Source organism: Pseudarthrobacter sp. NPDC058119 (assembly GCF_042884655.1).
Lineage (GTDB): Bacteria > Actinomycetota > Actinomycetes > Actinomycetales > Micrococcaceae > Arthrobacter.
The window spans coordinates 191,451-204,477 of sequence record NZ_JBHVTN010000002.1; the positions used below are offsets into that span (position 1 = coordinate 191,451).

Here is a 13,027-nt window from a genome sequence, read left to right on the forward strand (position 1 = left end):
ATTTGCTCTTCCCCTGGGCTTGCCCTCCAAGTGGACCGGGACGCCGGAGCGCGGGCGCCGGAAGGCCACTGTCCGGGAACACCTGCCGTCCCGCCGTCGTTATCCCCCATGGCGTGCCATGCCGGCGCACCGCCTGCCAACCAAAGGACACCCCGTGACTGCTACACGCACCATCGTGATTACCGGCGCCAGCGACGGCATCGGAGCCGCAGCCGCGCGCACCCTGGCCAAGGCGGGGGAGCGGGTGGTTGTGGTGGGCCGTTCCGCTGACAAGACCCGTGCCCTGGCCGGCGGCATCGGCGCCGACTACTACGTGGCCGATTTCGCCCAGCTGTCACAGGTGCGGGACCTCGCGGAGAAAATCAAGGGGAAGTACCCCCGCATCGATGTCCTGGCAAACAACGCCGGCGGGATCATGGGCAAGCGGACGCTCACCGTGGACGGCAACGAGACGACGTTCCAGGTCAACCACCTGGCGCCGTTCCTGCTCACCACCCTGCTGATGGACACGCTCACTGCCAACGACGCCAAGGTGATCAACACGTCCAGCGCCGCCAACAACTTCGGCAAATTGGACCTATTCGACCTCAACGCCGAGTCCGGGTACAGTACCAACCGCGCCTACGGCACGGGCAAGCTGGCCAATATCCTGTTCACCTCCGAGTTGCACCGCCGCTTCCATGACCAGGGAATCACGACGGCGGCATTCCACCCGGGCGTGGTCCGCACCAACTTCGCCGCGGAGTCCGGAAGCCCGTGGCGGCACGCCTACACAACGTTGCTGAACCGCTTCATGTTGAGCCCGGACCAGGGGGCCGACACCATGCTCTGGCTCATCAACGGCACCGCAGGAACGGACTGGATCTCGGGCGCCTACTACGCCAAGCGCGCCCTGGCCAAAGCCAACGCCCAGGCCTACGACGCCGAACTGGCGCGCGGCCTCTGGGAGAAGAGCGAAGAACTGGTCAAGGTCTCCGCCTGAGCCGCCGCGGTCCTACCGTTCGCAGCCCACGCCGTCGTGGTCCGCGTCCAGGCCGTAGATATCGCGGCCAATAACCCGGACGGGCCCGCGCACGTACGCCGGCCCGTTGCCGCTCCCGCCCGCGCAGTCCACGTCGGAGGCGATCGGCACGCAGCCTGAATAGTTCGGGTCGCAACCCGGATTCGTCCCCGGCACCGGCTGTGCCGCGGGCGGCGCGGCGGCCTTGGCGGCTGCCTCCGCCGCCGCCTTTGCAGCGGCCGCATCCTGGGCTGCCTTCACTTCGGCGGCTTGCCGGGCAGCAGCCTCCGCAGCGGCTTTGGCCGTGGCTGATTCACTGGCGGGGGCGGCAGCAACGGACAGTGAAGCCCGGGTTGAGCAGCCGGCCAGCAGGAGTACGACGGCGGCCGCGGCACACGCGCGCAGGATCGCCTGCCCGGGTCCTGCCGCGGCGGGCGGCATGTCCCTGCGGTTCGCGCGAACGGGCACGGGAAAGTCTCGGCTGGCAGGCATGCGTCCCCCAATTGCGTGTGCTGGATGCGGATGGCACGGCCAGCGTAGCTTCGCGTACTGGCGGAGAACGGATTAAGCGCAAATCTTGAGCCATTCACGGAAAAAGCGCTGCCCGGCTCGTGCCGGGCAGCGCTCCTGCCGTTATTGCTGTGCGGAGGGTGGGGTTACTGCCCCGCCGGGTGCCCGTTGTGGGTGATCGAGGCGACGGCGCCGGTCTGCTCGTTGAGCAGGACCTTGTCGTTGCGTTCGTGGTGGAAGTTGAACATGGCATTCATGGACCCGGCGGTCATATCGGCCGAGGCGTCGCCGATTTGGCCGGTGTGCCAGTTGTCCTCAATGAACTTCAGGATTGAGGCCTGGTCGGTTTCGGTGTGGTCCACGAAGTTCTTCTTCGCGAAGGGGGAGATGACCACCAGCGGCTGGCGGGGGCCGGGGCCGCAACGGTCGGCGTAGCCGCCGGCCACCGGAACACCGGCTGCGGCGGCGTTCTGGCACCAGGCGGCGTCGTCGGGGCTGTTGGAGGCGTTCTTCACCTTGGCGGCGGCGTGGTCGTACCAGCCGTCAGAATCGTCGTAGGCGAGGACAACGGCGGTGTCCTCCCAGTTCTTGGACTGCTGGATCTCGTTGACGGTCTTGGTAATGAAGTTCTGTTCATCGACCGGGTCGGAGTAGGAGGCGTGGCCGTCCTGGTAGTTGGAGGCTTTCAGGAAGGACACGGCGGGCATATTGTCGCTGTTGACCACCTTATTGAAATCGGTCAGATCGTACTGGTGGTTTGCCTGGCCATCGTGGCCGATTTCCGCATCGTTCGCCGGGGCCAGGTGGTGCGGATTGGCGGTGCTGGCGTAGTACTGGAAGGGCTGGTGGTGCGGGTTGTAATCCGTGCTGGAGACTCCGGCCACGTTGTTGTGGGTGCTCTTGCAGGCAGCCGGGGTGGTGGCCGTTGCCGCGGTGGTGGGGGTGAAACCGCCCTGGAACCAACCCCAGGACACACCTTGGTCGTTGAGCAGGTCGCCGATGTTCTTGCCGGTCATTCCGGCCAGGTTGTTGGATTTGGCATGGCTGTTGTTGGAGCAGTCGTCATAGACCGGGTCCGGGTCGTTGATCATGGTGCCGACGCCGTTGGCATCGGGGACGCGGACGGTGTAGTCGCTGGCGGTGGGCTTCACGGGCTGCCCGGCGGCGGTGAATTCCGTGACACCATGGGTCTGGCCGGAGACGAGGTTCAACGCGCCAGGGGTCGAGGGCCCGAAGACGGTGCTGAAGTGCTTGTCGCTCATGGCGTAGTTCTGGGCGTAGTTCCAGATCCCGGTGACCGAGTTGCCGTCGTAATAGTCCATTGTCAAGCCTGGGCGCCCGTATTGGTTCGGGGCGCATGCGTCCTTGCTGGTGAACTCTACGAACTTATCCATCAGGCCGCCGTTGTAGGCCTTCTGCTCGGCGGTGTACTCATGGTCCTGGTCGCAGGTGACGGCCTGCATCGGAGACAGGCGCGCGGGCTGGACCGAGTTGGGGTTGTTCGGTGCCAGCAACCCCGCGGTAGCGAGGGTGTCGATGTCCTTCGGAGTATCCTCGGACGCCTGGAAGGCAGCAGCGGCAGTACCGGTACCCTGCTGCGTTTCACCCGGGGTGTTGGCCGCCTTGGGGTAGGTGGCGAAGTAGTGGTCAAAGGACACGTTTTCCTGGAAGAGGACCACAACGTGCTTGATCGGCGTGGCAGTGTTGCCCTGGGCCGTGACGGCGGTCGCGGGTGCGGCGCTGAAGCCGACGAGTCCGGCCGTCAGGGCCGAAGCGGCGAGTGCTGCCGCGCCGGTGGCGGTGGCAACTCTTTTGCGGGTGAGGGGTGCCAGGGAAGGCATGGGGTTTCCAATCGTTTCAGATGGGGTGGGCACCGCGGGGAGCGGTGGTTTTTTTGGGGGGCTATTTCGCCGGGGTGACGTCGGCTTCGTAGGTGAGGATTTCCGTGCCGTTGCCTTCTTCTCCGTTGTCCGGGGCCACCGTCATGGTGAGGTGGTTTCCGTCGGCGGTCATTTTGAAGGGGTTGCGGGTGGCCACGTGCCCGGCGGTGGACCATTGCTGGAACGGGACCTCGCGGGTGACCTCGTGGGATTTGAGGTCGATCATCGCCATGCCGCCAAGTTCATAGGTGGCTGCCGTACCGCCGGCGGAGGGGGCCTGTGGGAGGTTGGTCACTCCGCCGCAGAGCATCTTGGCATTGGGCACGTACTGGCAGTCCTGGTAATCAATGAAATAGTTCGGGTTCTCCCAGGTGGCGAGTTCCTTGCCCTGGAGGTCCCATTCGGCAAACCGCCGGGAACCCCAGGTGTTGCCCACCAGGTGCCCGGTCTGCTTGTCCAGGACAATGCCGCCGAAGTGGTCCTTGACTTCGAACTGCTTGTGCACGTCCAGGGTCTGCGCATCGACCTTGTAGATGATGGCGCTGCTGTCCGGCCGGTACTGGGCCACTGGAACCCAGACGTTGGTGCCGTCAAAGTCGATGCCGCCGGGGTGGTACATGTCGCCCTCGCCCAGGGTGATGTCCTTTTGCAGGTTGCCGGCCTTGTCCATGACGAACAGGTGGCCGATGCCCTTGCCGGGCGTGCGGTCGTAGCCGCCCTGCGGAGCGGGGTACTTGGCGGTAGGTTCCAGGATCTGGACGGCCGAAAGGAAGATGTGGTCCTGGCTGTAGGCGATTCCCTCGGTGTGGTACGTCGGGAAGTTCAGTTTCAGCTTGGACGTTTGCTGCCAGGCGGTGTTGCGGTTGACGGCGTCGAACGCGTTGGCCAGTTCCGTAGTGGTTTCATGGTGGGTTCCCACGGCGGGGCTGGTGCCCTGCTCCGGGACGTTGGCCTGCGCTGCGGCAGCGCCGGCGGCCGCGCAGGCGGCAACGATCAGCGATGCGGCCAGGGTCAGGGCGGGCCGGTTTGGTGTGGAGCTCATGGAGGGGGCCTCTTAAGGTTGGGGTCTCAACAGGAGCTCTCAAGCTACTAATGGGTAGTGAACCGGGAATGGCGGCCCGGTGAACGACTCCCGGCGCCAGGCTGACCGATTGGCGCACAGGACCGGTTATTAGCGGCTGTTCCGGGTCAGGGCCTCGCCGATGATCCGCGCGCCTTCGGGATAGGCTCCGGGATTCGGGCCGGAGTAGTTGAGGCGGATGAACGCTCCGGCGGGCTCTGCCGGAAACCACTCGGTGCCGGCGGCGATGACCACACCGGCATCCTCGCAGTCGTGCGCCAGCCTGGGGAGGTCGGTGGTGTCCGGCAGGCGCACCCACAGGTTCAGCCCACCCTTGGGGAGGTTGTCGATGTGGGCCTGCGGGACATGCTCCCGGATGCTGGTGGCCAGCAGGTCGCGGCGGGACTGCAGTTGCTGGCGGAGGCTCCGCAGGTGGGTCTGCCATCCTGGTTGCGTCACCACGTCCAGTGCCGCTGCCTGCAGGAGTCCGCTGACATACATGGACTCGGCGGCGCGGTGACCCAGGATGCGTTCGCGCGCGGGCCCGCGCACGATTACGGCGGCGATGCGGATGGCCGTGGACACACTCTTGGTCAAGGACCTGATGTAGACCACGTGGCCGGAATCATCGCGGGTGGCCAGCGGAAGGGGGTTTGAAGTGATGCCGAAGTCGTGGGCCCAGTCGTCCTCCACCAGGAACGCCCCATGCCGGCGGGCAACGGCAAGGATCTCGTCGCCACGGTCCGGCGCCCACTGCGCGCCTGTGGGGTTGGCGTAGTTGGGCTGCACGTAGAACGCCCGCGCACCGGTTTCCGCGAAGGCTCGGTCAACGTCGGCAGGGTCCGGCCCGTCCGGCCCGGTGGGGACCGGGACCAGCCGCACCCCGGTCTGGGCAGCGGCCAGGATGGCGCCCCAATAGGACGGGGATTCGATGAGCATCGGCTGCCCGGCGGCCACCAGTGCCCGGAAGATGGAGCTGAGTCCGCTCTGGCTGCCCGGCAACACGATTACGTCACTGGGGGTTGGTGGCGTGGTCCCCGCGGGAGTTGCCGCACCGAGCTCCTGGGCGAACCACTGCTGCAGTTCGGGCATGCCGGCGGCAGGCGGCCGGGACAGGGCTGCGTCGCCGCGGGCGGCCCGGGCCAGCGCGGACCGGACCAGCCGCTCCGGCAACAGCTCCCGGTCCGGGTAGCCGGAGTGGAACCAGATGGCGTCGGCGGGGACGTTCCGCATGGTGCCCGACGACGGCGGCAGCGGAGATGCGGGCGACCGCAGCGCAGCGGTCTGCCAGCCGTAGTCCGACGGGCGTGCGGTGCGGACGGCACGGACAAACGTCCCGACCCCGGGCCGGCTGTCGATCAGGCCCTGCGACGCCAGCGCCTGCAGGGCTTTCTGGACCGTCACCGGGCTCGCCTGGTACTCGGCCACCAGTTGCCGGGTGGAGGGCAGCCTGGATCCCGGCGCCGCTCCCGCGACCCACGTCCGGAGTGCCGCCACGATCCGCGAACTGCTATCGTTATTCATGAAAGAACATAGTAGCGCTACTGTAATGTTGAGCCCAGTGATACTGCCCCGGACGGCCTCCGGGATCAGGTGGGGCCTGGCGGGTGTCGCGGCCTTCTCCTTCACGGTCCCCTTCACCAAGGTGGCCGTCGTCGGCCTGCCGCCGTTGTTCATCGGGTCCGGCCGCGCAGTGGTGGCCGCCGTCCTTGCCGCCGCAGCACTCGTGATCACCCGGCAGCGGCTGCCGCGCCCACGCACCTGGCTGCGCCTCGCGCTCGTGGCCGGCGGCGTCGTCGCCGGTTTTCCGCTGCTGACGTCCTATGCACTCACCGCCTTGCCGGCCGGGCACGGTGGCGTGGTGATTGCGCTCCTGCCCGCCGCCACGGCCACTGCCGCGGTGCTCAGGACGGGGGAGAGGCCGCCGGCGCCCTTCTGGGCCGTGACCGCACTCGGTTCGTTGGTGGCGGTTGCCTTCGCCGTCCTGCAGTCGGGCGGGATCGGCCACCTGCACTGGGCGGACCTGCTGCTGCTCGGCGCCGTGGCCTGCGCCGCCATCGGATATTCGGAAGGCGGCCTCCTGGCCCGCGAACTTGGCCCCTGGCAGACCATTGCGTGGGCGCTGGTCCTCGCCGCGCCGGCCATGCTGGTCCTGGCCGTTGTTTCCCTCCTGGACCAGCCGCCGTCGGCCACCCCCGTCCAGTGGGGCGCCTTCGGCTACCTGGCCGTGGTGAGCATGTTCCTGGGTTTTTTCGCCTGGTACCGGGGACTGGCCATCGGGCCCATGGCGCAGGTGAGCCAGGTCCAGCTGCTCCAGCCCGTCCTGAGTATCTGCTGGGCCGCGCTCCTGCTCGGCGAGGCACTGACGTGGACCACCGCCATCGGCGCCCTTGCCGTCATCCTGTGCGCCGGCGCTGCGGTCCGCTCCCGGACCAAGACCACCTGACCCCGAAAGGACTCCAATGTACATTCCTGCCCATTTCGCCGCCGAACCCGACGCCGTCCGGAACCTGTTGGCGCACCCCGGCGCCGCCAACCTGGTGACCATGACCGACGCCGGCCTGCTGGCGACGCTGCTGCCCGTCGCCGTCAATCCGGGCGTGGGGGAGCACGGCTCACTCCAGGCGCACATGGCCCGGAGCAACCCGCAGTGGTCCACCGCGCCAACCGGTGAAGCGCTGGCCATCATTCAGGGCCCGGACGACTACGTCTCGCCGTCGTGGTACGCCTCCAAAGCGGAACACGGCCGGGTGGTCCCCACCTGGAACTACAGCACGGCGCATGTCTACGGGGAGCTGGTGGTCCATGACGACGCCGGCTGGCTGGCCCGGCATGTCCGCCACCTGACCGGGCTGCATGAAGGCGGCCGGCAGGATCCGTGGGCCGTGGACGACGCTCCGGAGAAGTTCATCGCCGGGCAGCTGCGGGCGATCGTGGGCGTGGAACTGGTCATTACCCGGATCGAGGCGAAGGAGAAACTGAGCCAGAACCGCTCCGCAGCCGACGCGGCAGGGGTGGCAGCGGGCCTCCGGTCGATCGGCCGGGAAACCGGTGCGGCCGCCGTCGAACGCGTCCGCCCCAATGCACCGGGAAACCGGAGCTAAGCTGCCCGTTCCAGCAGCACCATGACCTCGTAGTGTGTGGTCTGCGGGAACATGTCGAGGACCCGTGCGCGCCGGGCAGTGAAGGACGGGAGGGCGGCCAGGTCACGGGCCAGCGACGTGGCGTTGCAGCTGGAGTAGACCACGTGCCGCACGTCCGAGGACTCCAGCCAGCCGCACAACTCCTTGCCGATGCCGCGCCGCGGCGGGTTCACGATGACCAGGTCCGGCGACTCTTCGGCCCCGAGCGCGTAGGCGGTGGCATCCCCTGCATGGAACTCCATGCCCGCCAGGCCTGCCTCGTCGCTGCTGAGCCGCGCCGAGACGATGGCCTCGCTGCTCGCCTCGATGCCGGTGACCGTGCGGGTCGGGGCAGCGCTGTGCAGGGCGAAACCGCCCACGCCGCAGTAGAGGTCCCACACCGAGGCGGGCGCCAGTTCATCCACCCACTCGCGTCCCTGGCGGTACAGGGCCGCGGCCATGGCGGTGTTGGTCTGGAAGAAGCTCTGCGGCCGCAGGTGCAGGTTGATGTCATTGACCCGCATCTCCAGGGTGGACTGCTCCGTCAGCAGGATCTCCCGGTCGCCTTCGAGCACGGCCTTGTGCTCCGGGAGCAGGTTGACGGAGACCACCTTGACCTGCGGCAGGTCGGCCAGGAGTTCGGGGAGGTGCTTCCGGATGCGCGGCAGTACCTGTTCCGAACGGAGGACCAGGCGGAGCATGACTTCGCCGTCCGGGGATTCGGTGATGATGACGTGCTTGAGTTCCCCGGTGCGTTTCGGGACGTCGTAGGGCGTCAGGCGGAGGCGGCGGATGTAGGTGGCCAGCACCGGGAAGACGGCGCGCAGGCCGGGGGAGCAGACGCCGCATTTGCGCAGGTCCACGCCGTGGCCGTCGGCGTCAAGGATTCCGATGGTGGGGTTCTGCGCCGTTCCGCCGATCACCATCTTGGCTTTGTTGCGGAAGCCGGACTCCTGGCTGGCCACGGGCTCCAGCCATTCCAGGTCCGTGTGCCCGGCAAGGAGGGCCTGGCAGTGCAGCTGCTTACCGGCCAGCTGTTCGCCGTACGGCACGCCCATCTGGGTGCAGGAGCGGCAGGTGCCGGCATCAAAGTAGGAACAGCGCATGACTGCACAAGTTTACCCGGTCGTGGGAACACGGCCCCCTCCACAGGTGTTAAACACAGTGGAGACACGAACGATGGACACCAGGACTTACACAGCACTCGTCGTACCGGCCGGCAATTCCGAGCCCATGCGCCTGGAACAGGTGGGCCCGGACCTGCGGGCCCTTGAATCATTGGTGGGCGGCCCGCTGGAGTCGGTAATCCGCGGCGACTGGCATGTCTACCTCAACGCGGAAAGCGGCACAATGGTCCTCCCGGTCAACTTCCGCGCCGGACAGCTGATGCACGAGTGCGGCCTGGACCTCGACGGGATCCGCGGCACCGCAGTCTTCCTGGGCCGCGGCGAACACGCATCCGAGGCGGACATCCCGGACCACCTGGCCCGGCTCGCGGAGGAACTGTTCGGGGCGCCGCTGGCAGCCTAATCGTTGGCGCGGACCCCATAGGTGCTCAGCACGTTGCCCTTGCTCGTGGTGGACTGCTCCTGCAGCACCAGGCGGGTCAGCGGGTCGCCGTCCTCGAACAACCGCCGCCCGCTGCCCGCAACCACCGGGTGGGTCATCAGCTGCAGCGAGTCCAGCAGCCCGGCGAACAACAGCTGCCGCACCACCGAGATGCTCCCGCACACCGCGATTTCGCCGCCGTCGCGCTCTTTCAAGCCCGCAACGAAATCCTCAAGCGGTTCATCCATCAACTGCGAGTTCTCCCATTCCAGCGGCCCTGTCAGCGTGCGCGAGGCGACGAACTTCTCCACGGGGTTGATGAACGCCGCGAAGTCCTGGTCCTGCGGGGCGGTAGGCCAATACCCGGCCCACTCCTGGTAGCTGACCCGGCCCAGGACCACCGTGTCCACGCTGTTGATCATCCTGGTCAGGCCCTCGCCGAGCTCCGCGTCGAAGCTGTCGAACTGGAAGTTGAACGGTTCGGACACCACACCGTCCACGGAGTGGAACAGGCCGGCGGTGACTTTGCGCATGGGAGCCTCCAAATAGTGAGCGGACAGGCTTTACGGTATTCGCCCGGACGCTTGACGAAAAGGGGAAAACCAGCAGCCCAGCCCCGCAAATCGTACGACGGCGGGCGGCCGCGTTAGCTTCATCACTCGCCGTGTCGTCTTGCACAGTTTCCTGCCCGCCGGGGCCCATACTTGTCATTGAACGGCTTTCGCCGTCCCCCCGGCCAGGCAGGAGGAAGTGCATGGAAACCCTGAAAAAAATCGTGACCAACCAGTATTTCCCTGCCGGCGCCGTGCTGACGGCTGTCCTGCTGTTCTGGGTTGTTGCGCTGTTTGGCGGGCTGTCGCTGCTTAACAACAACCAGCCGCCGCTCACCACCCTGACATGGATGCTGTTCGTCTATGCCGCAGCCGTGCTGACCCCGCTCGCAGGGCTGCTGGCCGCCGTCGACCTGGTGCGCCGCTGGCGCCGGAACCGCGCCGCCGCGCCCGCCGCCACCACCGGGACGGCCGCCCCGTCCGCCGCCGCCGGCGAAGCGCCGTACCCCGCGCAGCCCCGGAACTCCCACCCCGCGCCCGCAAAACCGGAGCGCCCCGGCCGCCAGGAAGCAGCCTAGGCGGAGCAGCCCGGCTACCTGCCCTTCAGGGCATGGAGGGCCTCTTCTGCGTGATTCAACGCCTGGCCCAGCCGGTCACCGGGTTCCGGCAGCGAGAACAAGTACCCCTGCAGCGAATCGCACTCCAGCGCCGTCAGGTAATCCGCCTGCGCGGCCGTCTCGATTCCTTCCGCCGTAACAGTCAGCCCCAGGCTGTGTGCCATGTTGATCATGGAACTGAGGATCGGCAGCCGCTCGTTCCCGGTCCTAACCATGGACACGAAGGTCTTGTCGATCTTGACGGTGTCCACCGGCAGGTCCTGCAGCCGGCCCAGCGACGAATAGCCGGTACCGAAATCGTCCAGGGCCACCCGGGCACCCGCATCGCGCAGCGCGCTGAGCTGCTGGATCAGGCTGCAGTCGGCGTCGAAAAATACGCTCTCGGTGACCTCCACCACCAGTTGGTAAGGTGCGACGCCACTGGCCTCGGCCAATTTGAGGACGCCGTCGGCGAAGTCCGGTTCCTGCAGCTGCACGCCGGAAACATTCACAGCCAAGGACCGTGATGGATCCTCGCTGAGCCACCGTGCCAGCTGCACCATGCCCGTGGCCATCACCTCGGCGCCGATCTCACCAATCAGCCCGGTGCGCTCGGCGAGCGGGATAAAGATCGACGGCGGCACGCGCTCGCCGCCCCGGTCCCACCTGGCCAGAGCCTCAAGCTGGACCACTTGGCCCATGCGGTGCGAAACGATCGGCTGGAAGTCGACGGTAATCTCGCCTCGGGGGACAGCAAGCTGCAGGCCACTCTCCATATGCGTCCGCTGCACCAATGCCTGCATCATGTCCGGGTGGAAGCGCAGGAACCGGTTCTTGCCGGCAGCCTTCGCCGCATACATGGCAATGTCCGCATGCCGCAGGAGCTCGGAAGGCCCCATGCTGTCCTGGCCCAGGGAGGCCACCCCCAGGCTCAGGCTGGGACGGAGGACGGTGCCGCTGATGGTTACCGGAACGTGCAGGCAGCGGACGATGCACGCCGCGATGGCATCAGCGTCGGGGCAGGCCGTCAGGAGCACCACAAACTCGTCCCCGCCCAGCCGTGCCACCACGTCAGCCGTCGGGACGCAGCCCCGGAGCCGGCGCGCCACTTCGATGAGCATGTCGTCACCGGCCTGGTGGCCGAGGATGTCGTTGACTTCCTTGAAATCGTCCAGGTCAAGGAGCAGGACATCCACCGTTTTCAGCCGCGGTGCCTGCAGCGATTCGGCCAGGGCGTCGTTGAACACCGCACGGTTGGCCAGTCCGGTCAGCGGATCCTGGAAGGCCATGGCACGCAGCTTCTCCGCCTGCACTGCGAGGTCCATCATGGCCCGGTGGGCCTGCTCCTGCGCCTTTCGCCGCGGCGTCACATCGCGGAAGCTCCACACCCGGCCCACAATCTTCTCGCCCACCCGTTGAGGGCGCGAATACCTCTCGAAGGTACGGCCGTCACGGAATTCCACAACGTCGTGGCTTTCCACTGCCGGATCGTCCTGGAGTTCGCCCAGCCTGGCGGTGAAGGCCACGGGGTCGGCCACCTGCTCCACGACGACCCGCATGATCGGATCCTCGCTGTCCCCTTCCATCAGCTCGGGAGGAATACGCCACATCGAAAGGAACTGGTCGTTGAAGCCGGCCACACTGCCGTCATTGGCGATGACCAGGATGCCGTCTGCGGTTGATTCCAGGGTGGCCGTCAGGAGCGACATGGCCTCGCGGAGGTTTGCGTCGGCCGCCTTCCGGTGGGCTGTGCCGCGGATGGAGAGCAGCAGCCTGGCGGTTGGCGGCCCGCTCCCGCCGGGGCTGTTCCCTGAATCCGGCGGGTCTTGGTGGGGGAGGAGGGCGGCGGCGAGTTCAACGGGGAACTCGGTCCCGTCCTGCCTCAGTGCGGTGATTTCCCGCGGCGGCGGAAGCTCTTCCGGCAGGGCCAGGAGCTGGTGCAGCAGCAGGGCCACGTCGTCGTGGAAATTCTCCCCAATGAGCCGCCGGTAGTCCAGGCCGGAAAAGATTTCCTGCCGCAGCCCGAACATCCTTGAGGCTGCAGTGTTGGCCGCCAGGATGGTCCCGTTCGTGTCCAGCGCCAAAAGTGCGTCCGGACTTGCATTCATGACCGTACCGAAAGTTTGTAATGCCACACTGTTGTCACGGCCCAGAAAACCGGTCATCACACCACCCCTTCGCCATCATAAAGGCAGCAGGAGGAAAATGGGCGGCCCCGGCCACCTCAGATCGAATCGGCACTGACTTGCGGCAGAACGTAAAAAGCGCCGTCCTCCACGTGGAGTCCGGCGCTTTTTACCGATAGGTGATGTTGGCGGCTATACCCGGCGGCCACTGCGGTTGGTGACGGCGCCGTAGATCAGCAGCACGATGATCGAGCCGAGGATGGCCAGCAGCCAGGTCCGGAGGTCGAAGAACTCCGCCAGTCCGCCGCCGAAGATCAGCGATCCGATCCAGCCGCCCAAGATGGCTCCGACAACGCCGAGGACCATGGTGACCACCCAGCCCCCGCCTTGGCGGCCCGGCAGGATGGCCTTTGCAATGGCTCCAGCAATCAGGCCCAAAATGAGAAATCCGATAATGCCCATGTTGCCACTCCTTGTCAGTCAGTTGTGCCGGGCCCCCATTTCCGGTTCCCTCATTCAATCAGCAGGCTTACTATTCTGCAAGACCTCCGATATCACAGGATGACTGTCAGTTTGGTCCTGACGTGGGGGAACCCTGTGCCGTCGACAAACCGCTGCCGATAGGATCTGGGTG

At 66.7% G+C, this 13,027-nt stretch carries 13 protein-coding genes; 5 read left to right on the forward strand and 8 right to left on the reverse strand.

All coding sequences use genetic code 11. From position 1 onward, the window contains the following. The first annotated feature begins 118 nt into the window (after window positions 1-118). Window positions 119-982, forward strand: coding sequence for an SDR family NAD(P)-dependent oxidoreductase (locus ACFVTD_RS05915; RefSeq protein ID WP_387559498.1), 864 nt, complete (start codon window positions 119-121; stop codon window positions 980-982). A 12-nt stretch (window positions 983-994) separates the two neighbouring features. Here the strand turns inward: ACFVTD_RS05915 and ACFVTD_RS05920 are convergent, their stop codons facing one another. The 4 genes from ACFVTD_RS05920 to ACFVTD_RS05935 all read right to left on the reverse strand — a co-directional run bounded on the left by ACFVTD_RS05920 (window position 995) and on the right by ACFVTD_RS05935 (window position 5,974). Then, window positions 995-1,468, reverse strand: a complete 474-nt coding sequence (locus ACFVTD_RS05920; RefSeq protein WP_387559501.1) for a hypothetical protein — start codon at window positions 1,466-1,468, stop codon at window positions 995-997. A gap of 188 nt (window positions 1,469-1,656) precedes the next feature. Beyond that, on the reverse strand, window positions 1,657-3,351 hold the full coding sequence (locus ACFVTD_RS05925; RefSeq protein WP_387559504.1) for a phospholipase C: 1,695 nt from the start codon (window positions 3,349-3,351) through the stop codon (window positions 1,657-1,659). Between the two features lie 61 nt (window positions 3,352-3,412). Beyond that, window positions 3,413-4,432: a DUF6454 family protein gene (locus ACFVTD_RS05930; protein ID WP_387559507.1), complete on the reverse strand. Its 1,020-nt coding sequence runs from the start codon at window positions 4,430-4,432 to the stop codon at window positions 3,413-3,415. A gap of 129 nt (window positions 4,433-4,561) precedes the next feature. Further along, window positions 4,562-5,974 carry a PLP-dependent aminotransferase family protein gene (locus ACFVTD_RS05935; RefSeq protein WP_387559510.1) on the reverse strand — a complete coding sequence of 471 codons (1,413 nt, stop codon included), beginning with the start codon at window positions 5,972-5,974 and terminating at the stop codon, window positions 4,562-4,564. Here ACFVTD_RS05935 and ACFVTD_RS05940 point away from each other — a divergent pair. Together ACFVTD_RS05940 and ACFVTD_RS05945 are read left to right on the forward strand one after the other, a co-directional pair. Next, a complete protein-coding gene (locus ACFVTD_RS05940; protein ID WP_387559513.1) occupies window positions 5,973-6,896 on the forward strand; it encodes a DMT family transporter in 924 nt (307 codons plus the stop codon). The genes ACFVTD_RS05935 and ACFVTD_RS05940 overlap by 2 nt on opposite strands. 16 nt (window positions 6,897-6,912) lie before the next feature. Beyond that, window positions 6,913-7,554 carry an FMN-binding negative transcriptional regulator gene (locus ACFVTD_RS05945; RefSeq protein WP_387559516.1) on the forward strand — a complete coding sequence of 214 codons (642 nt, stop codon included), beginning with the start codon at window positions 6,913-6,915 and terminating at the stop codon, window positions 7,552-7,554. Here ACFVTD_RS05945 and rlmC read toward each other — a convergent pair. Further along, a complete protein-coding gene (gene rlmC, locus ACFVTD_RS05950) occupies window positions 7,551-8,678 on the reverse strand; it encodes a 23S rRNA (uracil(747)-C(5))-methyltransferase RlmC (protein ID WP_387559519.1) in 1,128 nt (375 codons plus the stop codon). The genes ACFVTD_RS05945 and rlmC overlap by 4 nt on opposite strands. A gap of 73 nt (window positions 8,679-8,751) precedes the next feature. On the opposite strand from rlmC, the gene ACFVTD_RS05955 reads away from it, so the two are divergent. Beyond that, window positions 8,752-9,102: a hypothetical protein gene (locus ACFVTD_RS05955; protein ID WP_387559522.1), complete on the forward strand. Its 351-nt coding sequence runs from the start codon at window positions 8,752-8,754 to the stop codon at window positions 9,100-9,102. Here the strand turns inward: ACFVTD_RS05955 and ACFVTD_RS05960 are convergent. Beyond that, window positions 9,099-9,653, reverse strand: coding sequence for a dihydrofolate reductase family protein (locus ACFVTD_RS05960; RefSeq protein ID WP_387559525.1), 555 nt, complete (start codon window positions 9,651-9,653; stop codon window positions 9,099-9,101). The genes ACFVTD_RS05955 and ACFVTD_RS05960 overlap by 4 nt on opposite strands. Before the next feature lie 221 nt (window positions 9,654-9,874). Here ACFVTD_RS05960 and ACFVTD_RS05965 point away from each other — a divergent pair, with 221 nt between their 5' ends. Beyond that, window positions 9,875-10,249, forward strand: a complete 375-nt coding sequence (locus ACFVTD_RS05965) for a hypothetical protein (RefSeq protein WP_387559528.1) — start codon at window positions 9,875-9,877, stop codon at window positions 10,247-10,249. 14 nt (window positions 10,250-10,263) lie between these two features. On the opposite strand, the gene ACFVTD_RS05970 is transcribed toward ACFVTD_RS05965, so the two are convergent. Together ACFVTD_RS05970 and ACFVTD_RS05975 are read right to left on the reverse strand one after the other, a co-directional pair. Then, on the reverse strand, window positions 10,264-12,375 hold the full coding sequence (locus tag ACFVTD_RS05970) for an EAL domain-containing protein (RefSeq protein ID WP_387559531.1): 2,112 nt from the start codon (window positions 12,373-12,375) through the stop codon (window positions 10,264-10,266). Window positions 12,376-12,585: 210 nt separating this feature from the next. Next, window positions 12,586-12,855 (reverse strand): GlsB/YeaQ/YmgE family stress response membrane protein, encoded by a 270-nt coding sequence (locus tag ACFVTD_RS05975; protein WP_141161250.1) that lies wholly within the window; start codon window positions 12,853-12,855, stop codon window positions 12,586-12,588. Window positions 12,856-13,027: the final 172 nt, after the last annotated feature.